General features: G+C 48.2%; 24 protein-coding genes. All 24 read left to right on the forward strand.

Annotation, left to right across the window (positions count from 1 at the left end):
* The first annotated feature begins 42 nt into the window (after positions 1-42).
* The 24 genes from glpX (at position 43) to ASF12_RS26870 (ending at position 26,335) form a co-directional block, all read left to right on the forward strand.
* On the forward strand, positions 43-1,005 hold the full coding sequence (gene glpX / locus ASF12_RS26760; RefSeq protein WP_056041492.1) for a class II fructose-bisphosphatase: 963 nt from the start codon (positions 43-45) through the stop codon (positions 1,003-1,005).
* A 9-nt stretch (positions 1,006-1,014) separates the two neighbouring features.
* Positions 1,015-1,614 (forward strand): suppressor of fused domain protein, encoded by a 600-nt coding sequence (locus ASF12_RS26765; RefSeq protein WP_155973482.1) that lies wholly within the window; start codon positions 1,015-1,017, stop codon positions 1,612-1,614.
* Between the two features lie 70 nt (positions 1,615-1,684).
* Positions 1,685-2,086, forward strand: coding sequence for a nucleoside-diphosphate kinase (gene ndk / locus ASF12_RS26770; protein ID WP_056041281.1), 402 nt, complete (start codon positions 1,685-1,687; stop codon positions 2,084-2,086).
* 232 nt (positions 2,087-2,318) lie between these two features.
* Positions 2,319-3,515, forward strand: coding sequence for a GNAT family N-acetyltransferase (locus ASF12_RS26775; RefSeq protein WP_056041284.1), 1,197 nt, complete (start codon positions 2,319-2,321; stop codon positions 3,513-3,515).
* Between the two features lie 678 nt (positions 3,516-4,193).
* Entirely contained in the window at positions 4,194-4,946 is a 753-nt protein-coding gene (locus ASF12_RS26780; protein WP_056041286.1) for a YveK family protein, read from the forward strand.
* A complete protein-coding gene (locus ASF12_RS26785; protein WP_056041288.1) occupies positions 4,927-5,619 on the forward strand; it encodes a CpsD/CapB family tyrosine-protein kinase in 693 nt (230 codons plus the stop codon). Before ASF12_RS26780 ends, ASF12_RS26785 begins: the two co-directional genes overlap by 20 nt.
* Before the next feature lie 285 nt (positions 5,620-5,904).
* Positions 5,905-6,792 carry a UTP--glucose-1-phosphate uridylyltransferase GalU gene (galU, locus tag ASF12_RS26790; protein WP_056041290.1) on the forward strand — a complete coding sequence of 296 codons (888 nt, stop codon included), beginning with the start codon at positions 5,905-5,907 and terminating at the stop codon, positions 6,790-6,792.
* 167 nt (positions 6,793-6,959) lie between these two features.
* Entirely contained in the window at positions 6,960-7,649 is a 690-nt protein-coding gene (locus ASF12_RS26795; protein WP_081419068.1) for a sugar transferase, read from the forward strand.
* 298 nt (positions 7,650-7,947) lie between these two features.
* On the forward strand, positions 7,948-8,886 hold the full coding sequence (locus ASF12_RS26800) for a GDP-L-fucose synthase family protein (protein ID WP_056041291.1): 939 nt from the start codon (positions 7,948-7,950) through the stop codon (positions 8,884-8,886).
* Between the two features lie 214 nt (positions 8,887-9,100).
* Positions 9,101-10,108, forward strand: coding sequence for a GDP-mannose 4,6-dehydratase (gene gmd, locus ASF12_RS26805; RefSeq protein WP_056041293.1), 1,008 nt, complete (start codon positions 9,101-9,103; stop codon positions 10,106-10,108).
* A gap of 68 nt (positions 10,109-10,176) precedes the next feature.
* On the forward strand, positions 10,177-11,415 hold the full coding sequence (locus tag ASF12_RS26810) for a hypothetical protein (RefSeq protein ID WP_056041295.1): 1,239 nt from the start codon (positions 10,177-10,179) through the stop codon (positions 11,413-11,415).
* A 4-nt stretch (positions 11,416-11,419) separates the two neighbouring features.
* Positions 11,420-12,883 (forward strand): oligosaccharide flippase family protein, encoded by a 1,464-nt coding sequence (locus ASF12_RS26815; RefSeq protein WP_056041297.1) that lies wholly within the window; start codon positions 11,420-11,422, stop codon positions 12,881-12,883.
* Between the two features lie 95 nt (positions 12,884-12,978).
* The gene (locus tag ASF12_RS26820; RefSeq protein WP_056041299.1) at positions 12,979-14,472 is read left to right on the forward strand and encodes an O-antigen polymerase; all 1,494 of its coding nucleotides are present in this window, start codon (positions 12,979-12,981) and stop codon (positions 14,470-14,472) included.
* 29 nt (positions 14,473-14,501) lie between these two features.
* Positions 14,502-15,638, forward strand: a complete 1,137-nt coding sequence (locus ASF12_RS26825) for a glycosyltransferase family 4 protein (RefSeq protein WP_056041302.1) — start codon at positions 14,502-14,504, stop codon at positions 15,636-15,638.
* Positions 15,639-15,641: 3 nt separating this feature from the next.
* On the forward strand, positions 15,642-16,811 hold the full coding sequence (locus tag ASF12_RS26830; RefSeq protein WP_056041303.1) for a glycosyltransferase family 4 protein: 1,170 nt from the start codon (positions 15,642-15,644) through the stop codon (positions 16,809-16,811).
* Positions 16,808-17,374, forward strand: coding sequence for a putative colanic acid biosynthesis acetyltransferase (locus ASF12_RS26835; RefSeq protein WP_046233296.1), 567 nt, complete (start codon positions 16,808-16,810; stop codon positions 17,372-17,374). The genes ASF12_RS26830 and ASF12_RS26835 overlap by 4 nt, the downstream gene beginning before the upstream one ends.
* The gene (locus ASF12_RS26840) at positions 17,371-18,615 is read left to right on the forward strand and encodes a glycosyltransferase family 4 protein (protein WP_056041305.1); all 1,245 of its coding nucleotides are present in this window, start codon (positions 17,371-17,373) and stop codon (positions 18,613-18,615) included. Before ASF12_RS26835 ends, ASF12_RS26840 begins: the two co-directional genes overlap by 4 nt.
* An 18-nt stretch (positions 18,616-18,633) precedes the next feature.
* Complete coding sequence (locus ASF12_RS26845; RefSeq protein ID WP_056041308.1) at positions 18,634-20,034, forward strand: sugar phosphate nucleotidyltransferase; 1,401 nt, start codon at positions 18,634-18,636, stop codon at positions 20,032-20,034.
* Positions 20,035-20,036: 2 nt separating this feature from the next.
* Positions 20,037-21,227 (forward strand): glycosyltransferase, encoded by a 1,191-nt coding sequence (locus ASF12_RS26850; RefSeq protein ID WP_056041310.1) that lies wholly within the window; start codon positions 20,037-20,039, stop codon positions 21,225-21,227.
* 73 nt (positions 21,228-21,300) lie between these two features.
* The gene (locus ASF12_RS26855; protein WP_056041312.1) at positions 21,301-22,638 is read left to right on the forward strand and encodes a UDP-glucose dehydrogenase family protein; all 1,338 of its coding nucleotides are present in this window, start codon (positions 21,301-21,303) and stop codon (positions 22,636-22,638) included.
* A 114-nt stretch (positions 22,639-22,752) separates the two neighbouring features.
* On the forward strand, positions 22,753-24,708 hold the full coding sequence (locus tag ASF12_RS26860; protein ID WP_056041314.1) for an asparagine synthase-related protein: 1,956 nt from the start codon (positions 22,753-22,755) through the stop codon (positions 24,706-24,708).
* Positions 24,709-24,710: 2 nt separating this feature from the next.
* Positions 24,711-24,875 (forward strand): paeninodin family lasso peptide, encoded by a 165-nt coding sequence (locus tag ASF12_RS34760; RefSeq protein WP_155973484.1) that lies wholly within the window; start codon positions 24,711-24,713, stop codon positions 24,873-24,875.
* A 175-nt stretch (positions 24,876-25,050) separates the two neighbouring features.
* Entirely contained in the window at positions 25,051-26,001 is a 951-nt protein-coding gene (locus ASF12_RS26865) for a hypothetical protein (RefSeq protein ID WP_063892670.1), read from the forward strand.
* Positions 25,994-26,335, forward strand: a complete 342-nt coding sequence (locus tag ASF12_RS26870; protein ID WP_063892665.1) for a lasso peptide biosynthesis PqqD family chaperone — start codon at positions 25,994-25,996, stop codon at positions 26,333-26,335. The genes ASF12_RS26865 and ASF12_RS26870 overlap by 8 nt, the downstream gene beginning before the upstream one ends.
* Positions 26,336-26,337 lie beyond the last annotated feature (2 nt).

Genomic DNA, 26,337 nt, shown 5'->3' on the forward strand with positions numbered 1-26,337 from the left:
GACGAAAAGTTGGCAATACGAAGGAGAGGGAGATTACAGATGCTGGAACGCGAATTATCTTTGGAGCTTATACGAGTAACGGAGCTTGCCGCACTTGCGGCTTCTCCTTGGATGGGACGCGGGGACAAGCATAGCGCAGACGGCGCGGCAACGGAAGCAATGCGCAGCATGTTCGACACCGTATCGATCCGTGGAACCGTTGTAATTGGCGAAGGCGAAATGGATGAGGCGCCGATGCTGTATATCGGAGAGCAGGTCGGCAGCATGAACGGTCCTGAGGTTGACGTGGCAGTAGACCCGCTGGAGGGAACTGAAATCGTTGCCAAAGGATTGAATAATGCGATGGCTGTCCTTGCTGTAGCGCCGAAGGGCCAATTGCTGCATGCGCCTGACATGTATATGGAGAAGCTCGCAGTGGGCCCCGCACTTGCCGGGAAGCTGTCGCTGCGCGATCCGATCGTGACAACGCTTGAAAAAGCGGCCCTCGCCCTTGATAAGCCAGTATCTGACCTCACCGTCATGATTCTCGACAGAGAGCGTCATGCAGATACCATTCTAGAGCTGCGCAAAGCAGGCGTGCGAATCAAGTTTCTGTCAGATGGAGACGTAGCGGGCGCGATGGCACCGTCCTTTCCTGAAGCGGGTATTGATTTGTATGTAGGCTCTGGCGGCGCGCCTGAGGGTGTGCTGGCAGCTGCCGCACTTAAATGTCTGGGCGGAGAAATTCAAGGCCGTCTCATGCCGGAAAATGAAGAGCAGTATGAGCGCTGCATTTCTATGGGGCTGTCTGATCCTCGCAAAATTTTGTATATCAACGATATGGTCGGCACGGATGATGTGATTTTCGCTGCTACTGGCGTAACACCAGGCGAATTTATGGGCGGTGTTCGTTATTTGCCCGATCAGCGGGCGGAAACACATTCCATCGTCATGCGGGCCAAAACACGTACAATCCGTTACGTGAAGTCGCTTCATTACTTACCGAACAAACCGCTTTTGCGATAGGGTGCTTTGATGAAAATGGAATTTTTTGCTGAAAATGATAGGTTTGCCTTTGATGTTCGCAGAAGCATTTTGCTTAGTGCTTATATGGAGCAGTGGGGCATGCCCGAATATCGGGTAATCATGTCCAAGATGGAGAGCGGCGTCTATATTGAAATGTACCTTTTTCCTGATAGGGGAGGGGTTTCAAGATTTGTGACAATTGGCTTGTCCAATACGGTTTACAAGTCCGGGCAGCCCGCAGCCTGTGAATGGATGATGGCTCTTCCATCGGATTTGGGCGGAGAGAAGGCAGATCGGATTTTTAATTATTTTGCCGATTTAATCGCTCATCATATTGAAAGCGCCACCGACTTGTCCGTACCTCTCGTCATGGGCTCAAGTGCTTTAGCGCCGGAGAACTGGCATGCGAAAGCTTTGTTGCTTGATGAGCTGCGCGGTGAAAGCGATAGCTTGGAGGAGCTGCAGGTCGGCAGCGAAGTTTTTCCACTCTTATGGGCAGTTCCGATTACCGAAAAAGAAGCAGCGATCATTTTGGAAAAAGGAATTGAGGATTTCGACGAAATCTTTGAAAAGTCAGATTATTCTATAATTGATCCTTGCCGTCCGTAATCTAGCATTAGATCAGACAGGAAATGAAATGGATAAAAACAGTTTAGAATAGAAGAGAGGAAGTTAGCGTATGAGTCGTACTTTTGTAATGGTGAAACCAGATGGGGTTAAACGCGGCCTAATTGGCCATATCGTAGCAAAGTTTGAGGGAAAAGGGTTTGAGATTGTGCAGGCCAAGCTGATGAATGTAGATGTTGCCCTTGCCAAGCAGCATTATGTGGAGCATGTCGAAAAGCCATTTTTCGGCGAATTGGTAGATTTCATTACTTCGGGCAAAGTGTTTGCGATGATTTTGGAAGGACCGGATGCGGTGCAAAATGCAAGAAACATTATTGGCAAAACCAATCCGAAGGAAGCCCAGCCCGGAACGATTCGCGGCGATTATGCGTTAACCGTAGAAAGCAACATCATACATGGCTCTGACTCAGATGAAAGCGCTGCTCGCGAAATCAAATTATTTTTTCAACAATAGAGATGACGGATATCGGCATTGAGAAGTTTCTCGCCGACTATCGAAGCTCGCAAGCGAAATAAGCTGCTCGCTGTCCTTGTATTAGCGCAAGCCGCCGGTCATGGTTCATGGCCTGGCGGCTTTTCTTTTGCCGCTAACCCGCTCCCTAATGTATGATAGAAGCAGATGGAATAGGATGCGCTTGAAAGCAGAGCGAATAGAGAAAAAGGGGAAAACAAGGAGGCTATTAGAGATGGAGATCAGAGCACTGGAAGCCAAACATTTTGAGGAAAGATTGAAGCTGTCCGAATATGCCTTTCAATTTAAGCTTTCACCTAGCCAGCGGGAGCAGGACGAGCAAAAATTCCGCCCGGAGCAGGAGCTGGGCGCATTCGATGAGCAAGGGCAGCTTCTCTCGGCACTTACTTTGCTGCCACTGCAAATTTGGGTGCAAGGCAAGCCGTTCGCTATGGGCGGGCTTGCGGGAGTTGCGACATGGCCGGAGGCGAGAAGGCTTGGCTGTGTAAGCGAATTATTGAAACGGTCGCTTGAGTTAATGAAAGGTGCGGGGCAGACGGTAAGCATGCTGCATCCGTTTGCGTTTGCCTTCTATCGAAAATTCGGCTGGGAGATGACGGTGGAGCGCAAGGCGTATACGATTGCAGCAGGCCAGCTTCCTCTGCGTAAAGCGACAAGCGGACGAATTCAGCGGCTGGCAGAGGTGGATAGTGCGCTGCTGGATCAGGTGTACGCCAAGTTTGTATCACGGTATACGGGAACGCTTGTTAGAACATCCGAGTGGTGGGCTCAGCGAGTACTCAACAAGCCTGGCCATACAGCCGTATATTATAATGCGGACGATGAGGTGGCAGGATATGTGAGCTATCAAATCGAAAACCGTAAAATGACGATTCACGAGCTGGCTGTACCAACAGAGGAAGCTCGCACTGCGATTTGGACATTCATTAGCAATCATGACTCCATGCTGGATGAAGTTACTGTGACGGTGGCAAATGATGATCCACTGCCATTTCTGCTGCCGGACCCGAGAATCAAGCAGGAGCTGCAGTCTTATTTTATGACGCGGATTGTGGATGCGGAAGCTTTCGTGAGCCAGTATCCTTTCGCTTCGTGCGAGCAGGAAGAGGCATTGGAGCTTGTCATTACAGATGCGCACGCCGAATGGAACAACGGCCAATTCCGGTTAGCATTCGATGCAGCTGGTTCGGCACGTTTGACGAGAACTGGCGAAGAATACTCGGGCAGCAAGCAAGCGCAGGCTGCTCCTCAGCTAGCCTTGGATATCCAGACCTTGTCAGCGCTGCTGCTTGGTGGCCGTAAAGCCTCCTGGCTTGCAGAAGCGGGACGGATAACGGGCGATACGGAAGCTGCTGCGCTGCTCGAACGCCGGATACCGCAGCATAAGACGTTTTTGATGGACTTTTTTTAAGAGGAGTACCGCAGCATTTGCCATAGTTAGGACAGCAAGCAGGGTATGGGACGATATTCGTTCCCATGCCCTGTTTTTTGACATGGATAATTATAAGCCTTCATTAATAAATAGGAGACGTGGCGATCAGATCAGGGGTCAATATATAGGTATGGTTAGCGCTTCTTCCACACGGTTATTCCCATCTACCTCTTTTGGCCGAAGCCATTAGTCTCAGGACCTTCTATCTACTTTTATATACATATTGTATCGAATTTTGTCTGCAAGTCTACCTCGCTATATTTCGGGCTTTTCCTCGTCTCCCCTTCAGGAATAAATGTATAATTTCCGCATATAAGTTAGTTTGATTTATGAAAAAGGCCCATTTTTCCCAGAGAATACGGAGTTTTTCAGTGAAAACGCTGTCTTTGTTCGGATTGCGCTTTCAGTTACGTTCTGACGCAATTTTATGAAAATATGTGAAAAAGCTATTGACATGATACGTATTGTATCGTAAAGTTAGGGTTGTAAAAATACATAATGTATCACGCAGCAGGCGTTAGACGTTGTAGAAATATAGTGAAAGGATGGATGATTGACGCCGTTATGTCAGCTACTGAGAAGTCTCGACTCTAAGAGACAAGTTTCTGCTTTTGGGAAATAGACAAAGAAAAACGGATAGCCTGTGGAGGGATAACAGTGGAGTTGAAACAATATATGAAAATGATCCGAAAAAAAATAGGGCTGGTTGCGGTCATTGTTCTTATCGCCTGTGTGGCAGCAGCGGTAAAAAGCTTCTTTTTTACGACCCCTATCTATCAAGCCCATGCCAGGCTGCTCGTTAATCAAACCGCCTTGCCTGACGGCCAATTTTCCCCAAGTGTAGGAACGCTGCAAACGAATATTATGATGATCAACTCGTACAAGGTCATTATAAAATCAGAGACGATACTCGGTCAGGTAACAGAGCGTTATCCCGAGTTGAACATTACACCTGCACAGCTGGCCGGGCGAATATCCGTCTCCTCGGCTGAAAATTCGCAGGTCATGGATTTGCTGATTCGAGATCAATCGTATGCACGGGCCGCACAAATGGTCAATGCAGTATCCACCGTCTTCAAGGAACAAATTCCCCTCATTATGAAGGTCGACAACGTTACAGTCCTGGATAAGGCGAATGAAAAAGCCGCTGCATATCCCATTAACAACAATCCCATTTTCGTCATTCTGGTTAGCTTTGTTGCAGCGCTTATGCTGGCGATTGGACTTGTGTTTTTAATTGAGTATTTGGATGACACGTTTAAGATGGAGTCCGAGGTTGAAGCGGTGCTGGGCATTCCCGTCATTGCCTCTGTACCGAAGATGACGAAGGAAGATGTCCGTCCTTCCCGCAAACGTGTATTGAATAACCAAGGGGTAGGTGAAGGGCAGCATGCGACGATTAACCAGTGAGACGAATTTAGTAGCGTTAACGAATCCCAATTCTCCCATTTCGGAAGTTTACCGAACGCTTCGCACCAACATCCAATATGCCGAAATCGACACGCCCAAGCAAATTTTAATGATTGCCTCCTCTCAGCCGGATGAAGGAAAGACGACGACGATTACCAATCTGGCGGTCACGATTGCCCAAGAGGAACGCAAGGTGCTGTTGGTTGATGCCGATATGCGCAAGCCGTCACTGCATCAGGTGTTCGACAAGCCGAATCGCATCGGCCTCAGCAGTGCCATTTCCAATCAATTTTCATGGCAGGAGGCGGTTATGGATACGATGGTTGAGCATTTATCGGTCATTACATCCGGTCCGATTCCTCCGAATCCTTCCGAGATGCTTGGCTCTAATAGGATGAAAGCACTCGTGCAGGAGTGGAAAGAGCATTATGACGTGATTTTATTCGATACGCCGCCGGTGCTCGCTGTAACCGATGCCCTTATCGTAAGCGCGTTTTGCGATGGCGTCGTCCTGGTTGTGCTGGCAGGCAAGGTGAAGAAGGAAATGGTCAAAAAGATGAAGGCGAATCTCGACCGCGTACAGGCGCAAATTGTCGGAGTCGTCATGAATAAAATCAATCCGAAGGACAGCGAGGATATTCAGCTGCAATATTATGAAACAGCCAAATCTTAAGCTGTCAGCTCCAGCCTGTTTTTAAAAAAAAGAGTAAATGAATAACGGAGCCGAATGGCTCAGGTCATGCCTATAACACCTTTATCAGGGTAGGCACTCGGTCACGCTGTGGGTCAAGCGACCTTAGACATGATTGTCGAGGGTGTGATGTGAGGAAGGGTTAAATGCCCTGTTAAAAATAATAGTTATTGCCTTTTGTTATAGGCAAGAGGCAATAACTAGCATTTTTAACTTCTAAGAATGGCATTCATAGATAAAGAATAAATAGGGATAGGGTGATGGATGATGAAGAAGGTCAAAAAAGCAATCATACCTGCAGCAGGGCTAGGAACACGTTTCCTGCCAGCGACGAAAGCCATGCCGAAGGAAATGCTGCCAATCGTGGATAAGCCAACGATCCAGTACATCGTCGAAGAGGCGGTGGCGTCAGGCATTGAAGACATCATTATTGTAACGGGCAAGGGCAAACGGGCGATTGAAGACCATTTTGACCATGCGTTCGAACTGGAGAACAACTTGTTCAGCAAAGGCAAGTTCGATCTATTGGATGAAGTCAGGCGCTCCTCTAATGTAGACATTCATTACATCCGGCAAAAGGAAGCGAAGGGGCTTGGCCATGCCGTATGGTGTGCGCGTAATTTTATCGGCAATGAGCCGTTTGCGGTGCTGCTCGGAGATGACATCGTCCAGGCGGAAGTACCTTGCGTGAAGCAGCTGATCGAGCAATATGAAAAAACGCAAAAATCAGTGATTGGCGTCCAGACGGTGGCCGATGATCAGACGGATCGTTACGGCATCGTAGACATTTTAGAAAAATTTGACCGCCTCTATGAGGTGAACCATTTCGTGGAAAAGCCGGCGAGAGGCCAGGCGCCATCGAACTTGGCGATTATGGGGCGATACATATTAACCCCTGAAATATTCGGCTTTCTGGAAAAGCAGGAAGAGGGCGTCAGCGGCGAGATCCAGCTTACAGACGCGATTCAGAAGCTGAATGAGCATCAGGGCGTTTTTGCTTATGATTTCGAAGGCATTCGGTACGATGTCGGCGAAAAGCTCGGCTTTATTAAAACGACACTTGATTTCGCCTTGCAAAATCAAGAGCTTCGCGGCCAGTTGCTATCCGTTCTGGAGGACATTTTGGTCAGAGAGCAGCTGATTAAAGCAAACTAGCGCAGCACGCTTTCTATTTTTTTAAAATATAGGAAAGTATAAGATTTCGTCATACTTTCTCTATATTTCTCGGACTGAAACGCCGCACGCCGCCAGAGGACGGCGACAGCCGTTTCACCTTGGAGTATTGGAATCGTTATTCTACTATTTAATTGAGGTGATTGCGAATGCCCCCATCCCCGCAGCGCAATGATGCCAGGGCCGTATTGGAAGGCGGTTTTAATGCAAGCTATGAAAAAAGAAAGTCGCTACGCCTCTATTTAATGGCAAAGCGGGCAGTGGATATTATCGGGGCAGCTACAGGCATTATGATTTTATCACCGATTCTGATTCTCGTGGCTGTTCTCATCAAGCTGGAGGACCCGCGCGGCAAAATCTTCTTTTACCAGACGAGGGTTGGACGTAATGAACGCACGTTTAAGATGTATAAATTCCGCTCCATGGTGTCCAATGCCGAAGAGATGCTGGAGGATTTGCTTAGCCAAAATGAAGTAGAAGGCGCCATGTTCAAAATGAAGGAAGACCCGCGCATAACGAAGATCGGCCGTTTTATACGAAAAACGAGCATTGATGAGCTGCCGCAGTTTTGGAATGTGCTTCGCGGCGAAATGTCGCTCGTTGGTCCTCGTCCACCGCTGCCGCGCGAAGTCGAAAGCTACAGCAGCTATGACAAGCTGCGCCTGCGCGTAACGCCTGGCTGTACCGGTTTATGGCAGGTGAGCGGCCGAAATGAACTGAATTTTCATGAAATGGTGGAGCTTGACCTCCAATATATTAAGCAAAGAAGCATTATTTTTGATATTAAAATTATTTTGCTGACTGTTAAGGTGATGTTCGGCTCAAAGGATGCGTATTAGGGGCGGGGCTTTAAAACCTTTACTTTGAAAAGGCAGCATGAAAAAGAAGCTTCGCTGCATGAAAAGCTTGGCTTCCGATCGCCATTGACCCCCAATTTCTCCATCTAAACCGCATCTGCGGTGGAAATTTCGGGTCAATTGTGAATGCTTACGAAGCGGCTTTCCTACGGAAAGCTTTAAGCGAACGCTGTCGCTTCTCCAGTCCAAGCTTTTCATTCCGCTACGTCTTTTTCACTTCACCTTTAAACAAGAAAAGATTTTAAAAGCACCACCCGCTAAAAGGGAGAGGAATAAAGGGATGGAACTAGGTGCTAAAATTTATGTGGCGGGACACCGCGGGCTTGTTGGCTCGGCAATCGTCAGAGCCCTTCACGAGCAAGGCTATCAAAATCTTGTCTGCCGCACTAGCGCGGAGCTGGATTTGCGCAAAAAGGATGAGGTGCTCGCTTTTTTTGAGCAAGAAGCCTTCGATTATGTGTTTCTCGCTGCAGCTAAAGTGGGCGGTATCGTGGCAAACAACGATTACCCAGCCGACTTTATTCGCGATAATTTGCTCATTCAAACAAACGTCATTGATGCTGCTTATCAAACGCGTGTTGGCAAGCTGCTGTTTCTTGGATCAACCTGCATTTATCCAAAATTTGCTCCGCAGCCGCTGAAAGAGGAATATTTGCTGACAGGCGAGCTGGAGCCAACCAATGCGCCTTATGCGATTGCTAAAATCGCCGGCATCCAAATGTGCCAATCGTATAACCGGCAATACGGTACAACCTACATTTCAGCTATGCCAACGAACCTCTACGGGCCCAACGACAACTTCGATCTAAAAACTTCGCATGTGCTGCCCGCCCTTATTCGTAAATTTCATGAAGCTAAACAATCCGGCCAGCCATCTGTGGAAGTATGGGGCTCCGGCAATCCGAAGCGCGAGTTTCTTCACTCCGATGATTTGGCGGATGCCTGCATCTACTTAATGCGCCATTATGAAGGCAATGACATCGTCAATATTGGCGTAGGTGAAGATATCTCAATTAAAGAGCTCGCAGAGCTGATCGGTTCTATCGTGGGGTATGAAGGGGAAATTACATTCAACACAACCGTTGCTGACGGAACACCGCGCAAGCTGGTCGATGTATCCAAGCTGAACAGGCTCGGCTGGAAATCCAGCATTACGCTGGAAGAAGGACTGCGCTCGGTATATGCCGCGTATCAGAAGGAAGTTCTAGTCAATCATTAAGATTTAAAAACCAGACACATGTGATGAAATGTCGTAGCGGAGTGAAAAGGGCCTGTTGGAGAAACGGTAGTGTTCGCTTTTGTCCTTGAATTTCTACCGTTTAAGGGTGGATTCAGAGAAATTCAAGGGCAATGGCGATCGGAAGCAGGTCCTTTTCACGCAGCGCAGACACATTTCCATCACAGTATACAATAATCCCTTTGGAGGAATGAAAATGAAGAGAGCGCTAGTAACTGGTGTAACCGGGCAGGACGGATCGTATTTGGCCGAATTTTTGCTGGAAAAAGGCTACAAGGTGTATGGGATGAGAAGAAGAACAAGCACGCCAAACTATGAAAATGTCGCTCATATTAAAAATCAGATCGAGTGGATTTCCGGCGATTTGACAGATCTTGCTTCTTTAATCGAAGCGGTACGTATTTCCGATCCGGATGAGGTATATAACTTGGCGGCGCAATCGTTCGTAGCCGCTTCCTGGCCACAGCCGCTGGCTACCGCGCAGCTGACGGCGCTTGCGGTAACCAATATGCTGGAAGCCGTGCGCATCGTTAAGCCGGAAGCGCGTTTCTATCAAGCATCCAGCAGCGAAATGTATGGCAAAGTGCAAGAGACGCCGCAAAAGGAAACGACTCCTTTTTACCCGCGCAGTCCCTATGGCGTTGCCAAAGTATATGGCCACTGGATTACGGTCAATTACCGCGAAAGCTTTAATATGTTCGCCTGCTCGGGCATATTGTTCAACCACGAATCGCCTCGGCGCGGCCTTGAATTCGTAACGCGCAAAGTAACGGACGCCGTAGCCCGCATTAAGCTCGGTGTGCAAAATGAGCTGCGCATGGGCAATTTGGATGCGCTGCGCGATTGGGGCTTCGCAGGCGATTATATTAAAGCGATGTGGCTGATGCTCCAGCAGGATGAAGCGGATGATTTCGTTATTTCGACGGGGGAAATGCACACGGTTCGCGAGCTGCTGGAGGTTGCGTTCTCCTATGTAGGGCTTGATTACAGCAAATATGTCGTCATTGATCTTGAATTTGTACGTCCGGCAGAAGTCGATCTGCTGCTGGGTGATTGCACAAAAGCGAAAGAGAAGCTTGGCTGGGAGCTGGAGGTTGGTTTTCAGCAGTTGATTCATATGATGGTAGATGAGGATTTGAAACGGGTTCGTGCAGAAACAGCCTATAACAACAGCTTGATTGGCGCAGCAGGAGCAGGCGTTTAAAAAAAAGCAGAACAGGGTGGCAGAGCAAATCTGCCGCTCTTTATTTTTGAAGAAAGCTGGAGTGAGTGATGATTAAAATTAAACCGGTAATCGAGCATGAAGGCATTTGCCGGCATTGCGGCGTTGTTCTTGCCAATGAACGAGTGCTGTGGCAGGGCATTCATGTATGCGTGGAAGCGTGCTGTCCTGCCTGCGGCGGCGAATATGTGGAGGATTTGAAAGTGGGTCATGCGACGACCTATCCTTATTTAATTGACCGGGCGTCGTACACGCTTAGTGGTCATGAGGAATCCAAAGGCTGGCTCGGCAATCCGCTGCTTCACAGCCTCCAGCATCCAGCTGCTGATGAACAGGTCAGGCTTGAGGTAGAGATTAAAGAGGCTTGCCGTGATGTGGTCATCATTAACTGCATCGACTTTCTCTACGGTCATTCCCTGCTCAAGCTGTTGAACGCTGAACGTGAACGTATCGAAAATCCGGATATTGGCATCATCGTCCTCGTGCAGTCGTTTATGAAATGGATGGTACCGGATTATGCAGCTGAGGTATGGACGGTCAATGTGCCGCTCTCCAAAGCGCAGCAGTTCTATCCACAGCTGGATGAGCAAATTTCAGCGCAATGCGAGCGTTTTGAGCAGGTTTTCGTCAGCAGAGCGTATTCGCACCCGAGCCGGTTCAATATAGAGCATTTTACGAAAATGCGTCCGTTTCAGATGGAGGAGCCCCAGCCTGGGCCGACACGAATTACTTTTATTTGGCGTGAGGATCGGGTATGGCTCGATAATCCTTATGTCATTAAAGCGGCGAAGCGCTATAAGCTGCTGCGCATGCTGCTTAAGCCGATTATTTGGTCGCAGCGCAACAAGATCGTCAAGCTTTTCAGCAAAATTAGAAAGCAGGAGAAGGACGTCAAGTTCAGCGTAGTCGGCCTCGGCCGCTCCTTCGCTTTCCCGGATTGGATTGATGATTGCCGTGTAAGCAAATTCAATCTGGAAGCGGAGCTGAAGGCTTGCGAGATTTATGCATCCAGCGCGGTCATTGTCGGGGTGCATGGTTCCAATATGCTGCTGCCCTCCGCGCTTGGCGGCATGGTTGTTAATTTAATGCCGGCGGACAAATGGGGCAATTTCGCCCAGGATATTTTGTTCACGGAAGAGAATAATCGCATTTCGGCGTATATGTACCGTTTTCTGCCCTTGGAAACGAAAATTAAGGTGCTGGGCAAAATCATCTCCAGCCAAATTTCCGGCTTTACACATTATCACGATCAAATGAAGGAAGACATTATGATGAGTAGGAATGGGTAGGCTTATGGGCAAAATAAAGCAAATCTTGCAAGCGAAGGACCATCCGTTCTGGGTCATTATCCAGCAGTTTGTGACGAAGGTGCTGACGGGCGTCAAGTTTCTCATTATCGCCCGCATGCTCGGTCCGGCTGAGATGGGCTTGGTCAGCATTGCGCTCGTGAGCCTTTCGATTATTGAGCTGCTCACGCAGCTTGGCGTCATGGAAGGCATTATTCAGAGAAAAGAAGACTTGAACCATCAGCAGAAAAATGCGCTTTGGACGATGATGCTGGCGAGAGGCGTAGGCATCAGCCTCGTACTGCTCATAACCGCGCCTTATATTGCGCAGCTGTTCGGCGAGGGACGGGCGACGTCCTTGCTGCTGCTGGCAGCGGGCGTTCCGCTCGCAACCAATGCGGTTAGCATTAAATGGTATGAGCGAATGCGCCATAAGGATTTTCGCTCGACGGGCATTTTGCAGCTGATTACGATTATGCTCGATTTAAGCTTATCCGTCATGCTCGTCGTTATGCTGAATTCGCCAATCGGCGTCATTGCCGGCCAGCTTATCGCCCAGTTGTTCCGCTGCACGGCTTCCTTCGTCTGGTTCAAGGATAAGCCGAAGCTGAGCCGCGATATGGGCAGCATCGCGGATATTCGCAAATATGGCAAATGGATTTGGGCGAACAGCATTTCGACACTTGTGCTTTATCAATTGGATAAGGTTATTGCCTCCCGCTTTCTGGGAACGACGATGCTCGGACTATATCAGACGTCGCAGAAGCTCAGCCAAATGAGCATCAGCGATGCGTCTTATGCGCTCGGGCAATATTTTTTCCCGGTGCTTTCCAAGCTTAATCGGGAGGATCACAGCCAGCTGAAGGTGCAGTTTATACAAATGCTGTTTATTATCTTCTCGTTTTCAATTGTTACTTCAGGTTATGTGTTATTCAACGCAGAAACAATTATTGTTTTATTATTGGGTAATGAGTGGATTGAGTTAAGTCCGTTGCTCGGTCTAATGCTGCTTAACGCAAGTATTGCTGGTATTATGAATGTTTTTGTTGTTGCATTGCGTGCCATAGGTAAGCCACGGGTAGTAACCATTACATCTTATATTCAGTTGGGTATTTATGTGCCATTAGCTATAGCTGGCGTTTTCTATTATCAAGTTTATGGACTGATTTACGCCAGTATTATAGGAGCAGCCACCACCACGGTTTTATTGTTTATTTCCTGTTTTAAAAGAATGAATCTATGGGGTGAGCTCGTTTATTTAAGAGGGGTTTTTGCTAACCTCTTATTTGTCATTATTATGTTTATTATTTCAATTACAGCTGGAAATCAACTGACCTTTATTATATCAACAATCTTATATCTAATATTTGCATACAGGTTAGTAGCGAAGCTAAAAGTCAAGGTGAAACGGCTGTCGCCGTCTTTTGACGGCGCGGCGCGTTTCAGTCCGGGAAATAGAGAGAAAGTATGAAAAATTCATATACTTTCCTATATTTTAAAAAAGTGCAGGCGATTGATGAAATAAGCGTACCTGTAAAAATTTAATTGCGCAAAAGGAACGTGCTTATGGAACCTAAATTAGCTTTGCATAAAAACAATTCAATTGATTATATGGTAGGGTTTTATTTCATTATCTTTTGCTACACAGCTATTCTAATTCCTTTACTGGAGCTTTATAAAACGGTATTGCTAGATACGTCATTTAATTATCTTAACCTGGGCTTGAGCTGGTTTATTATGTTTTATGCAATGGGACGGCTTTCTTTACTTATGATGGGCGATACAAGAAGATTAATTGAACTGTTTTTCTGGATTTTTGTATACATTTGGATGGGTTATGTTCCTTTCCAACAAGTCCTTACGGAGAGTTTTCCTTTGTCGGGAACTTACTCCAGTGATGATATTCGCTTTGCGCTGTTTGTTGTTATAGCGGGCATTCTTTCCTTCGACCTTGGTGGTTTTCTCCATAATAGCTTGAACAAGAGACGGGAGAGAAAAGCCGATTATGATGATCGATCGAATTTAAATTTGTTTAAAATCGACAAAATACAAGTAAACGAGAAAAAGTTTATTATTTTTACGCTGATTGCGCTGTTTATATGTGCAATTATTATTTTGAAAATTGGAGGCGTTAGTGCATTATTTCTCAATAGACAAATCTTTAATGCTCAGTTTGGCGGGAAAATTGAGTTTCTTTTGTTATCCAGTTTTTTAAAGGTATCCATATTCGTATGTCTTGTACTTGGCGTTATATATTATAAGCATTCAAAAATAAAGCTTTCCTTAGGAACACAGCTATGGATCTTCTTTATTGGTATCGTTAATTTTATGATCAATAATCCTATTTCGGGAGCTAGATACTGGATAGGCTCGATGATATTAACCCTATGCTTTTTACTATTGCCATGGGGGAAGCGATCATTTTATAAATGGGTCATTATGCTTTTATGTTTATTGCTATTTGTATTTCCTAAATCAGATATGTTTAGGCATACAACAGATACGACGAAAATTGTCCAAAGTCTTACTGCCCAAAGTAATATGGCGACAGATGGAGATTATGATGCCTTTCAAATGACGCTAAACACAGTTAAATATGTTGATCTGTTTGGTCATACGAATGGGGAACAGTTATTAGTTGCTTTTCTTTTCTGGGTTCCAAGATTTATTTGGGCAAATAAACCTTTTGGCTCAGGAACGACAGTAGCGGATGCCCTCGGATACGATTTTACTAATTTATCATGTCCGCTATGGGCAGAGTTTTACATTGACTTTGGTTTGCCTGGAGTTGTGCTTCTGTTTATATTGTATGGATATTTTACTCAGAAGGCACAGAAGGCCTATGAACGAGCGGTAACAACGAATGAAATTTCAGTGGCGAGATTATGTGTGCCTTATTATGCTCCGTTTCAAATTTTTTTGCTAAGAGGAGAGCTGATGAGCGGAACCTCCTATTTAACGGCATATCTTTTCTTTGTTTTAATCGGATATTGGTTTTTTAAGCAAAAACAGGAGCCGTTAAATCAGGCATATCCAGACTTTAAAAGTGTCTCGAGTTAAATGAATATAAAAATGATTGGAGCAAGCCTATGAACAAGGTACTTCTTCTAACCAATACGATTGCGCCCTATCGCATACCCGTATTAAACAAGCTGCATCATGATGACAATACGAGCCTGACGGTCTGGTATTTGGAGGAGAAGGAGCAGAATCGCAAGTGGGATATTGATTATGGCGAAATCGAATATGCATACAAATGTCTGCCGGGCGTGCATGCTTTTATTCAAAAACTGGATATGGGCGTTCATCTTAATCCCGGCATTTTTTTGCGGCTGATGAAGCATAATCCCGATGTGGTCATTACCTCAGGCTACGATTCGCTTGGTTATTGGTCGGCACTGCTGTACAGCAAGCTGTTTCGGAAAAAATTTATCATTTGGTGGGGGAGCACGCTGGAAAGCAGCCGGGTACAGAATAAACTGGTGAACACGGTGCGCAAAGTGTTTTTCAAGCTAACGGATTCCTTTATTACATACGGGACACAGTCAGCGGAATGCCTAGAGTATTACGGCGTCAGCAAGGATAAAATCGTCATTGGCTACAATACGGTGGACATTCGATTTTTCCATAAAAAATATACCGAGCATAAGCAGAGCAAGCAACGCAGCGATGAGGGGCCGATCAAGCTGCTTTTCATCGGACAATTGATTGAACGCAAAGGTCTCGCGCAAATTATTGACGCCATCCAGCAGACGCATAGCGATGCGGCCTGGCAGCTGACCATTGTCGGCTCCGGCCCGGATGAGCAGAAGCTTAAGGCACGTGTAGAGCAATATGGGCTAACGGGGCAGATTAGCTTCGAAGGCTATAAGCAGAAGAATGAGCTGATTGGGTATTTGGTGGAAGCGGATTGCCTGATTTTTCCTTCCTTAATCGAGGTGTGGGGTCTCGTCGTCAACGAGGCGTTAAGCACGAATACGTTTGTGCTGGCGTCCAAATACGCGGGAGCAACGAAGGATATTATCGTCGATAAGCAAAATGGCCTCATTATTGATCCGCTTGATCCGCAAAACTTAAAGGAATCGATGGACTGGGTGTTCGTGAACAAACGGTATATTCAGTCGAGCTGGAAGCTGAAGTTTGGACTTTGGCGCAAAATGCACCCGAATTATTATGCCAGAGCCGTAACATCTGCCGTAAACCGGGCTTTGTCAACGGAGGGATAGAAAGTGGAAAATATTCTTTATATTCAGCCGTATGCAAGCCATGTTGGAGGTGTGGATACGGTGCTGCTGCAGCTGGTTCAAGGTCTGGATCAGGCGAAATACAAGCCATATGTGGTGCTGCCGGAATGGAGCCCTTATGTGGAAAAATATGAGGAGAGCGGAGCAACGGTGCTGTTTGCAGCTCTTGCCGTCTTCGGCAAGCCGACCGATGCGCTTTATTATTTTCGCAATATGGTTAAATTGGTCAAATCGATGCGGGCACTTCGAAAAATCGTAAAGCAGTATCAAATTAAGCTTATTCATTCGCATAAAATGGAAGTCATTGGCGGCAATATTGTCGGTAAAATGCTCGGTATTCCGACGCTGCAAACCGTCCATGAGCTGCCGAGAAAGCCGCTGATCGCCTATAAATTTGTCGGCTATCTGGACCATCTGTTTAATGACCGCATTATCGTCTTATGCGAACGCAGCAAAATCATGTTTCAATGGGGCGGCCATACGTCAAAGAAGCTGATCAAAATTCATAATGGCATTGAGGTGAATGCGCCTTCCGCTACCCCCGCGCCAAGTGAAGCGGCCCACAGCTTGCTGCGTGAGGAGCTGAACTTGGCCGAGACAGACCGCATCGTCATTACGGTGGCAAGGCTGTCGCCGATGAAAGGCATTGAATATTTGCTCAAGGCTGCGCACCTGATGAAGAGGAAGAAAGTCGAGCAAAATCTGCATTTTGTCATCGTAGGCGATGTTGCTTTCGATACGGATCAGGAATACAAGCAAGGCTTGCTTGCCATGGCCCTGCAATATAAGCTCGACAATGTGCATTTCCTCGGCATGCGCAGGGATGTTGCCGATTTGCTGCAGCAGGCGGATTTGTTCGTGCTGCCGTCAGTCTACGATATTTTTCCGACGGTGCTGCTGGAAGCGATGGCGGCTTCGCTGCCAATAGTAGCGACCGATGTTGGCGGCGTGCCAGAAATGCTGAATGGGGCGAACGGCCTGCTCGTGCCGCCGCAGGATGAGCTGGCGCTTCAAAAGGCGATAACGAGCATTTTTGAACAAAATTACAAGCTGATGGGAGAAGAAGGCTATTCGCTGCTCCAGCAATCCTTCACCCGGGAGCAGTATGTGAAACGAACGACGGAGGTTTATGAGGAGTTGTTGAAAATCGGATGAAAAATCTCATTCGCTTGGACCAGTATGAGCAGGCTGGCTATTCAAGGGGCAGAAGCGGCGCTTATGTTTTGTTATGGTGGCTCATTCAAGGCACGCTGTTCCGGTTTTCCCTGCACAATATGTATGCGTGGCGAAGCTTTCTGCTTCGTCTGTTTGGCGCGAATATCGGCAAGGACGTATTAATTCGCTCAACGGCAAAGTTCACGTATCCCTGGAAGGTCAGCATCGGCGATTTTTCCTGGATCGGAGATCATGTCCAGTTTTATAGCTTGGATGAAATTGAAGTGGGCAGCCACTGCGTCATTTCGCAAAATGCTTATTTATGCACAGGCAGCCATAAAATCAATGATCCAGCTTTTTCGCTGGAGGTTCGGCCGATTGTCATTAAAGATGGCGCTTGGGTGGCAAGCGATGTATTCGTTTATCCCGGGGTCATCCTGCATGAAATGGCCGTTGCGGCAGCAAGAAGCACGGTGTTGAAAAGCATCCCGGCCAATGAAATTCATGCCGGTTATCCGGCGCAATATTTAAGAGAGCGATTCGCGAAAGAGGTCATGGCATGAAGCCTAATATCGTATTCGTAATAAATTATTTTTATCCTGATTTCGCTTCAACGGGGCAGCTGCTGACGGAGCTGTGCTTATATTTGCAGGATGATTTCAACATTACGGTCATCGCAGCACAGTCCGAGCAGGGCGAGAAGGAAGCGGAAGCTGCGGGTGACAAACGGCGGGTCGTCTATGACCAGTTAGAGGGCATTCAAATTATTCGCATTCGTCTGCCTAAGGTAGATAAGCGTAACAAGCTGAGTAGGCTGCGTTATATCGCATCCTACTTTTTTCATGCCAATATTCAGCTGCTGAAGCAGAAAAAGGTTCATTTTATTTACACGATATCGCAGCCGCCGATTTTGGGCGGATTGATCGGAACCATTGGCAAGACGCTTAAGCGCTCCAAGCATATTTACAACATTCAGGATTTCAACCCTGAGCAGGCAGCAGCCGCAGGTTATATGAACAATAAAGCGGTGCTCGAACTGGCGCGCTGGGTGGACACCCTGAACTGCAAATACGCTGATCATATTATTACCGTTGGCTATGACATGCAGGATACCCTTCTTAAACGTTTTGCCAGCCGGAGAGTGACGGACAATACGGTCATTAACAACTGGACGAATGAAGAGGAAATTATTCCGCTGTCCAAGGAGCATCCACAGGTTCAAGCGTTTCTTCGCGAGCATGATTGGCAAAATAAATTCGTCATTATGTATTCCGGAAATTTAGGTCTGTATTATGACTTAGAAAATCTGGTTGAGCTTGCGAGCCGATTTCGTGATTACCCGGATGTGATTTTCGCTTTCATCGGCGAAGGCGCTGTGAAGAAGCAGATGCAGGATTATGTGCAGCGGGAGGGGCTGGCGAACGTAGCCTTTCTACCTTTTCAGCCGAAGGAGCAGCTCAGGTATTCACTTAATGCGGCGGATGTGCACCTCGTCGTGAACCAGAAGGGCATTAAGGGCGTGTCGGTGCCGAGCAAAATTTATGGCGTCATGGCAGCAGGAAAGCCGGTTCTAGGTGTATTGGAGCAGGGCAGCGAGGCATGCCGGATTATTGAAGAGAGCGGCTGCGGCATCGTGGCGGAGCCACAGCAGTATACGGAGATTGCGCGAAAGCTGAATGCGATGATTGAGCTTGGCGGCGCGGAGCTGGAGGAGCTGGGCCTCAGTGGCCGGGATTATTTGGAGGCGCATTTGCGCAAGGAAATATCGCTTAATAAGTATCGCAAGCTGCTGCTTTCCATATAAGAAGGGGAGGAATCCATGATGAAGCTGGTATTATTGTCCGGAGGTTCAGGCAAGCGGCTATGGCCGTTATCGAATGATGCGAGATCGAAGCAATTTCTGAAGGTGCTGGAAAATGAGAATCAGGAAATGGTTTCCATGGTGCAGCGTGTATGGGGCCAAATTAATGAAAATGGCTTGGGCGATTCCAGCTATATTGCGACGAGCCAGGCCCAGATTGAAATGATGCAGACCCAAATTTCACTGGACGTTCCGCTCATTATCGAGCCGGATCGGCGGGATACGTTCGCGGCCATATCGCTTGCCGCCACCTATCTATATTCCCATGCGGGAGTAGGGCTGGATGAGGCAGTGGCGATTTTGCCTGTTGATCCCTATGTGGAAAGCCATTTTTTTGAAGCGGTAAAGCAACTGGAGGAGGTTCTGAACCGCTCTGATGCCGAGATTGCACTCATAGGAGTGAAACCAACGTATCCGTCGTCCAAATACGGCTATATTATACCGGAAAAGGCGAGTTCAGCAGTGGCGGGTACGGTAATGGCAAGCAAGACAGACAGTGAATATGTTGCGGTCAGCCACTTTCGGGAAAAACCGACGGAGGAAATCGCTGAGCGGCTTATTGCAGAAAATGCCTTCTGGAATTGCGGCGTTTTTGCCTTCAAGCTGGGTTATGTGATTGAGCTGCTGGCAAGCAGAGGGCTGCCTATTCAATATGAGGAGCTTGCGAAGCAATACCAGCTGCTGCCGAAAATCAGCTTTGATTACGAAGTGGTCGAGAAGGCGTCGAGCATCGTCGTTCTGCCTTATGAGGGCTACTGGAAAGACCTTGGCACGTGGAATACGCTGACCGAGGAAATGCAGAACAAGCAAATAGGCAGAGGTATCATCAGTGAGGATTGCATTAACACGCATCTTATTAATGAAATCGATATCCCCGTTTCCATTCTCGGCTTGTCAAATGTCGTAGTCGCGGTGAGTCCCGATGGCATATTGGTGACGGATAAAAGCGCGAGTCCGCGCATTAAAGATTTTATCAGCTCCGACCAGGGGCCGATGTATATTGAGCGCCAATGGGGATGGATCAGAGTGCTTGACGATCGCACTTATGAGGATGGCCGCTGCGTATCCACGAAGCGCGTAGGCATTCAGCTCGGCAAAAACCTCAGCTACCGCCTGCATTCGGCTCGCGAGGAAGTATGGACCATCGTCAAAGGCAGCGGAGAGTTTATTCAAAATGGCAATTTTATGCGCGTCGGAGCTGGCAATGTGCTGCATATTCCGATGAAGATGCTTCACAGCATTCGTGCTTTAACAGAGCTTGAAATTATTGTCGTACAAAGCGGCATGGCCGAGGAGCGCAATCAGGTTGTGGAAATTTATCATACCTGGGACGAAGTGTCCGAGCATTGCATTAAGGTATAACCATGCTTGGCGCTCGCGGCACGAATGGCCGTTTAATAACGCTTGGGTACTATATTTCAGATTATGGCTATGGCCATGCAACGCGCAGCATTGCGCTTATTCGAACGCTGCTGCTTTATTCGCCGCGGCGTTATCGGCTAATAATCTGCTCGGGCAAAACGCTTCCCTTTATTCAGGCTTCATTAGCGGAATACAGCACTGAATATAGCCCGGAACGGATAGTGTTCCGCAGCTGTTCATCCGATCTTGGCTATGTGCTTGGCGGAGGAAGAGGCTCGGTTGAGCCCGATCAAGAAAGGTTAAGGCTCGGTTACGAGCCATATATGGCGGCATTTTCAGCTGAGGTAAGGCGGGAAGCAGATTTTATGATGAGTGAGCGGCTGGATATGGTCATTTCGGATATTTCTCCGATTTCGATTGCCGCAGCCGCGCTTGCGGGAGTGAAATCGGTGGGCATATCCAACTTCACCTGGCATACCGCATATGCGTCTTTTGTGGAGCGGGAGCAGCTGGCTCCGCTGCGCCAGGCTTATGAACAGCTGGACTATTTTATTCCGCTAGCGGGATCGGGCACGGAGGAACGGAAATGGGCAGCGGGAAGCGGGCTGGAGACAGGCTTTTATTGCCGAACGCCGCAAGCTGCTGAGGTGCAGCGGATCGTGCGGGAGCTGAATCCGGACGGCAGCAAAACGATCGTTTATTTTGCCCTAGGCATGGGAATAGAGACAGAAGCGCTAGACTCGCTTTCTCTGTGGAACGATCACTCCTGTGTATTTATCGTATCGGAAAATATGCGGGTGAGTGGGCCGAATATTGTCCAAATTCCGCAAGGCTACACCGAATCGCAAAATTACGCGGCGGCGGCGGATCTCATCATTTCGAAGCCAGGCTGGGGTGTAGTCGGAGAGGCGGTCACGCTCGGGAAGCCTTTGATTGTGCTGGTCAGGACATCCATGACGGAGGATCGGAATACGATTCTAGCATTGCAGGGCAAGCATCCGCATATGCTGGTTACTTGGGAGGCTCTAATAGAGCTTAACCTACAGCAAAGCTTCTCGCAGCTAACAATGGAAGGATGGAGCCGCGGCGCTTCAATCGCCATGAATGAGCGGCGTAAATACCAGATTGTCCAATGGATTGAGCAAATTGCCGATGAAACGAATGCCAATCGTACCTATCGCACCTCGGTTTAGCATAGTGACAAAGTATATAAAACAGCAGTCTGCGATCAAGCGTCGAGGCTGCATATGGAGAGGAGTGGGCAGCATGAAGCTTGCTGTAATTGGAACGGGTTATGTGGGACTGGTATCGGGCGTATGCTTCTCGGAACTGGGCAACGATGTCATCTGCGTTGACCACCTGAAGGAGAAGGTTGCCTTGTTGAATAAAGGGGAGGTGCCGATTTATGAGCCGGGCTTGAAAGAGCTCATAGCGAGCAATAAATCGGAGGGACGCTTGCAATTTACTACGGATTTGCCAGAAGCGGTAAGGAAATCCGACATTATTATTATTGCGGTAGGGACGCCATCGCTCCCAAGCGGCAAAGCTAATTTGAACTACATTGAGCAGGCTGCCCGCGAAATCGGCCTGGCGATGAATGGCTTTAAAATTATTGCGACCAAAAGCACGGTGCCTGTCGGCACGAATGAGCATATTCAGACGATTATAGCCAGCCAGACGGCTTTTCCGTTCGAGGTCGCTTCTGTACCAGAATTTCTCCGGGAAGGCACAGCCGTTCAAGATACGCTTCACCCCGACCGCATTGTCATTGGCACATCAGGGGAGACGGCACGCAAGTATTTAACAGAGCTGCATAGGCCGCTCACCGAGCACATTATGAGCACCGATATTCGCAGCGCCGAAATGATTAAATATGCCTCCAACGCTTTCCTCGCTGCCAAAATCTCCTTCATTAATGAAATTGCCAACATTTGCGAGAAGGTAGGCGCAGATGTGACCGAGGTAGCGGAAGGAATGGGTTATGATCAGCGAATTGGTTCTTCATTCTTGAAAGCCGGAATAGGCTACGGGGGCTCCTGTTTCCCTAAGGATACGCAGGCGCTTATTCAAATTGCCGGACAGATGGATTATGACTTCAAGCTGCTTAAATCGGTCGTAGATGTGAATCGTGACCAGCGCTTTAACGTCATACGCAAGCTGGAGGCTTCGCTTGGCGATTTGGCGGGCCGCACCATTGCGATTTGGGGCTTGGCATTCAAGCCGGAAACGGATGATGTGCGCGATGCTCCAGCCTTTGAAATTATTGATGCGCTGGTAAAGCGGGGTGCAAATGTCAAAGCCTACGATCCGATAGCGACGGCTAATTTTCGCCAGCAATTTGGCGAATCGGGCGTCGTATATTGCGCAGAAGCGGAGGAAGCGGCCATTCAGGCGGATGCTCTATGCATTTTGACTGAATGGAAGGAATTCCAAGATATTAAACCGCTAAGTATTCAATCCTGGCTGAGAACGCCTAATCTCATTGATGGGCGCAACATTTATAGTGAGCATGAACTAGCCAATACGCAGCTCATTTATTATTCGGTGGGCCGTCCCAATATGAACCATGGAGTAAAAGAACAAAAACCATTATTGTCGCTGTGAAAAATGGTGAAGCATAGGAAAAAAACGCACAATTATTTTAATAAAAATGATACAAAATGTATCTTTATATGCTATAATAAATACAGTTAGTATCAAAAAGAAGAGAGGTACCGCATGAGCGCAATCGCCGCTATTTATCAGAAGGATTCCAAAGCTCCCGTTTCCGTAGAAGCGGGGTTGCGCCTAATGCAAGCCTTGAAAAAATATCCAGCGGATGCCGTCGATACTTGGCATGACGGCCGCGTTTTCCTAGGCTGCCATGCCCAGTGGATTACGCCTGAATCGGTCGGACAGCCGCAGCCCTTTCACGCAGCTGAGCTGGGACTAACGATTACGGCTGATGCCATGATCGATAATCGTCCATATCTGTGGGAGCAGCTGCTCATCGACCGCGAGCGGCGAACCAGCATGCCGGATAGCGAGCTGATTATGCTGGCCTATGCCAAATGGGGAGAGGAAGCGCCGCGTTATTTAATTGGCGACTATGCCTTCATCATTTGGGATCAGCGCAAATCTGAGCTGTTCGGTGCGACCGATCTGTTCGGCAGCCGTACGCTGTATATCCACTCTGATGCTCAGCAAAGCTCCTTTTGCACCACTATTGCTCCCTTGCTTGCTGCCCATCATGTGGAGAAAAAGCTGAATGAAAGCTGGCTGGCCGATTATTTGGCGGTTGCTATAGTTCATGAGTCGAGCGACCTGTTCGCAACGCCCTATGAGCATATTCGCCAGGTGCCGCCGGGTCATGCTTTTCGCATAATGGACGGACAGCTCGATTTTTGGCAGCACAGCAAGATCGAGCCCCCAGAGCAGCTGCGGCTGAAGCGGCGTGAGGAGTATACGGAGGCTTTCCAGGAGGTTTTTCAGGAAGCGGTCAATGCCCGGATGAGGACGTTTCGGAAGGTAGGCGCAACGCTTAGCGGCGGCCTCGATTCGGGCTCGGTCGTCAGCTTCGCGGCAAAATCGTTGCAGGCGCAGCAAAAGCAGCTGCATACCTTCAGTTATGTGCCAGAGCCGGACTTTCAGGATTGGACGTCCAGGCGGCATATGGCAGACGAACGTCCCTTTATCCAGGAAACCGTAGGGTTTGTCGGCAATATTGCCGATCAATATTTGGATATGCAGGGCCGCAGTCCATTGTCGGAAGCGGATGAATGGCTGGAAATGCTGGAGATTCCCTTTAAATTTGTAGAAAATTCATTTTGGATTAAAGGGGTTTACGAGCAGTCGCATCAGCAGGGAATGGGCATTTTGCTCACGGGAGCAATGGGGAACCATTCGATCTCGTGGGGCCCTGCCATCGATTATTATTCCTTGCTTCTCAAGCGGCTGCAATGGCTGCGGCTGTACCGGGAAGTGACGATGTTCGGCAAGCGCAAGGCAGTCGGGCGCAAACGGATAATGTATTATGTTGGGAAAAACGCCTATCCGAAGCTGTTTCCTCAGGACCAGGATCATGGGGAGCAGGAGATGCCGCTCATGATCAATCCGGCTTTTGCCAAGCGGATGAACGTCTTTGCCAGATTGAAGGAGCGGCAGGCAGGAGCCGGCAGCGTTTTTGAAAAGGATGCGCTTAAAGCGCAGCCGGGGCCTTTTCAGGATATGGCGATGACCAATATGAGCGGTACGCAGCGCACGAAGCTATCGCTCAATTACGCGCTATGGGAACGGGACCCGACCAGCGATCCGCGGGTTGTGAAGTTTTGCTTGTCTGTTCCGATTGAGCAATACGTTCATGATGGCTACGACCGTGCTTTAATCCGCGAGTCTACGGCGAGCTATTTGCCCGATCAAATTCGGCTAAACCAGCGGGTGCGAGGCATTCAAGCGGCAGATTGGGTTCACCGAATGACGCCGGTTTGGTCAACATTTGTAGAGGAGCTGCGTCACTATTGCGAGGACCCGTATCTTGCGCAGTTTTTCAATGTAGAACAGATGAAGGCTTCGTTGGAACAGGTGGGCTTAGCACCAAAGCCGGAATACGCGGTTGATTTAAACAGCCGTTATTTATTGCATTGCTTGGTGGCCTGCCGATTTGTGCAGCAGTTTCATTTGAAAGGAGGTGAATAAACATGGAAAAACAACAATGGCAAGCTCCGGTTCTCGAAACGCTGCAAGTGAGCGAGACGATGGCTGGCGTAGGTACACGTTACATTGATTTTGTAAAAGCGGGGGACTTTGACGTCACTGATGACCCAACTCCGTTCCCTGTCGATCCAGGCACTTCCTTTTCCTAGAAATAAATCCATTATACTTATGCAGTAAAAGTGATCAACAAGGTCCTTATACAGCAAGACATCCTTGTACAAGGACTTTGTTGGTTTTGTTCAAATATAGGCAAGTAAAGGTTTCACCTTGTTTTTGATTGATGGCTTGAAGCAACGCGATTTTATTCATATAAGGGTGAACGCGATGATATTAACGGGGAAAAAAGCAATCTACGACGCTTTCGGCCTCCGCATCAGGAGTGAAATCGAGCTTCCTGAGCTGCTTGCGTCGGTAAATTCGGAAGCGCTTGCAGATGTTGAAATAGAGCTAGCCAAGCCAGAATTTACGTGGCCGATTTTGGATCAAACGCAGGATCATTACGCTGTTCACGGCGCAAAATTATTTTTTTATATTCACGAGGTCGCAAGCTTCTGCATTCAAGAGGGCAAACGGATTATTGTGGCGCCATGCGAAAACATGGATGAGGGAAGGCTCCGGCTTTACCTGCTTGGAACATGCATAGGGGCTCTGCTCCTGCAAAGAAAGCAGCTTCCGCTGCATGGGAGCGCCATAGCCATAGACGGCAAGGCCTATGCCTTCGTAGGAGACTCTGGGGCAGGAAAGTCGACGCTGGCCGCAGCTTTTATAGACCGTGGCTATCCCTTGCTTAGTGATGATGTAATTGCCTTAAAGGAACCGGAGGCTGGCACAAATGGCGCGTCTATTATCATGCCCTCCTATCCGCAGCAAAAGCTGTGGCAGCAAAGCGTCGAGCAGCTTGGAAGAACGAGTCAGCTTTACAAGCCGCTGGCCTATTCCGTATCTAAATTCGCTGTTCCGTTATCTGCCAGCTTCCTATCCTCTCCACTTCCACTCGCCGCCGTATTTGAGCTTTCGCGCACAGAAGCAAATGCGGTATCGCTATCACAGCTGCATTCGCTAGCAAAGCTGCCTGTATTGCTGAACCACACCTTCCGACATTTTCTAATCGCACCTTTAAAGCTTCAAAATTGGCATTTTTCTGCCACTGTTCGGCTTGCAGCAACCGTGCAGGCTTATCAATTGCAGCGTCCCGCAGAAGGGGCATTTTCCGCTTATGAAATGGTTGATCTAATACTGGCAGCGACTCAGAAAGGACGTGAGGCAAATGTCTAAACAAGCTAGACCGCTTCTGCAGCCTGAACAGGTTATCCAGCGGACAGAAGGTCATTTGGCTACTGATATGGATGGCGATAAAGTGCTGTTAAGTCTGTCTTCGGGCAAATATTATAACATGGGCAAGCTGGGCGGCATCATTTGGGAGCGGACGGCGACACCCGTGACACGCCGCGACATTGTTGCCCAATTGCTCAAAGAGTATGAAGTGGAGCCAGCGGCATGCGACCAGCAGGTGGCGGACTTTTTACAGGACCTGTACGCGGAAGGGCTGCTTGAGCCTGTCACACATGCAGGCGCACAGGGTGGCGGAGCAGGGGATACGGCAGGCTAGCG

Source organism: Paenibacillus sp. Leaf72, from assembly GCF_001422685.1.
In the GTDB taxonomy this organism is placed as follows: domain Bacteria; phylum Bacillota; class Bacilli; order Paenibacillales; family Paenibacillaceae; genus Pristimantibacillus.

What these genes read in the sequence shown, in the direction of transcription:
- ASF12_RS26835 (WP_046233296.1), top strand. Translation starts at nt 16,808, where the DNA reads ATGAAAAATCTCATTCGCTTGGACCAGTATGAGCAGGCTGGCTATTCA.
- ASF12_RS26840 (WP_056041305.1), top strand. Translation starts at nt 17,371, where the DNA reads ATGAAGCCTAATATCGTATTCGTAATAAATTATTTTTATCCTGATTTC.
- ASF12_RS26810 (WP_056041295.1), top strand. Translation starts at nt 10,177, where the DNA reads ATGATTAAAATTAAACCGGTAATCGAGCATGAAGGCATTTGCCGGCAT.
- ASF12_RS34760 (WP_155973484.1), top strand. Translation starts at nt 24,711, where the DNA reads ATGGAAAAACAACAATGGCAAGCTCCGGTTCTCGAAACGCTGCAAGTG.
- ASF12_RS26850 (WP_056041310.1), top strand. Translation starts at nt 20,037, where the DNA reads ATGCTTGGCGCTCGCGGCACGAATGGCCGTTTAATAACGCTTGGGTAC.
- ASF12_RS26785 (WP_056041288.1), top strand. Translation starts at nt 4,927, where the DNA reads ATGCGACGATTAACCAGTGAGACGAATTTAGTAGCGTTAACGAATCCC.
- ASF12_RS26775 (WP_056041284.1), top strand. Translation starts at nt 2,319, where the DNA reads ATGGAGATCAGAGCACTGGAAGCCAAACATTTTGAGGAAAGATTGAAG.
- ASF12_RS26800 (WP_056041291.1), top strand. Translation starts at nt 7,948, where the DNA reads ATGGAACTAGGTGCTAAAATTTATGTGGCGGGACACCGCGGGCTTGTT.
- ASF12_RS26865 (WP_063892670.1), top strand. Translation starts at nt 25,051, where the DNA reads ATGATATTAACGGGGAAAAAAGCAATCTACGACGCTTTCGGCCTCCGC.
- ASF12_RS26870 (WP_063892665.1), top strand. Translation starts at nt 25,994, where the DNA reads ATGTCTAAACAAGCTAGACCGCTTCTGCAGCCTGAACAGGTTATCCAG.
- ASF12_RS26820 (WP_056041299.1), top strand. Translation starts at nt 12,979, where the DNA reads ATGGAACCTAAATTAGCTTTGCATAAAAACAATTCAATTGATTATATG.
- ASF12_RS26795 (WP_081419068.1), top strand. Translation starts at nt 6,960, where the DNA reads ATGCCCCCATCCCCGCAGCGCAATGATGCCAGGGCCGTATTGGAAGGC.
- ASF12_RS26815 (WP_056041297.1), top strand. Translation starts at nt 11,420, where the DNA reads ATGGGCAAAATAAAGCAAATCTTGCAAGCGAAGGACCATCCGTTCTGG.
- ASF12_RS26860 (WP_056041314.1), top strand. Translation starts at nt 22,753, where the DNA reads ATGAGCGCAATCGCCGCTATTTATCAGAAGGATTCCAAAGCTCCCGTT.
- galU (WP_056041290.1), top strand. Translation starts at nt 5,905, where the DNA reads ATGAAGAAGGTCAAAAAAGCAATCATACCTGCAGCAGGGCTAGGAACA.
- ASF12_RS26825 (WP_056041302.1), top strand. Translation starts at nt 14,502, where the DNA reads ATGAACAAGGTACTTCTTCTAACCAATACGATTGCGCCCTATCGCATA.
- ASF12_RS26855 (WP_056041312.1), top strand. Translation starts at nt 21,301, where the DNA reads ATGAAGCTTGCTGTAATTGGAACGGGTTATGTGGGACTGGTATCGGGC.
- ASF12_RS26765 (WP_155973482.1), top strand. Translation starts at nt 1,015, where the DNA reads ATGAAAATGGAATTTTTTGCTGAAAATGATAGGTTTGCCTTTGATGTT.
- ndk (WP_056041281.1), top strand. Translation starts at nt 1,685, where the DNA reads ATGAGTCGTACTTTTGTAATGGTGAAACCAGATGGGGTTAAACGCGGC.
- gmd (WP_056041293.1), top strand. Translation starts at nt 9,101, where the DNA reads ATGAAGAGAGCGCTAGTAACTGGTGTAACCGGGCAGGACGGATCGTAT.
- ASF12_RS26845 (WP_056041308.1), top strand. Translation starts at nt 18,634, where the DNA reads ATGAAGCTGGTATTATTGTCCGGAGGTTCAGGCAAGCGGCTATGGCCG.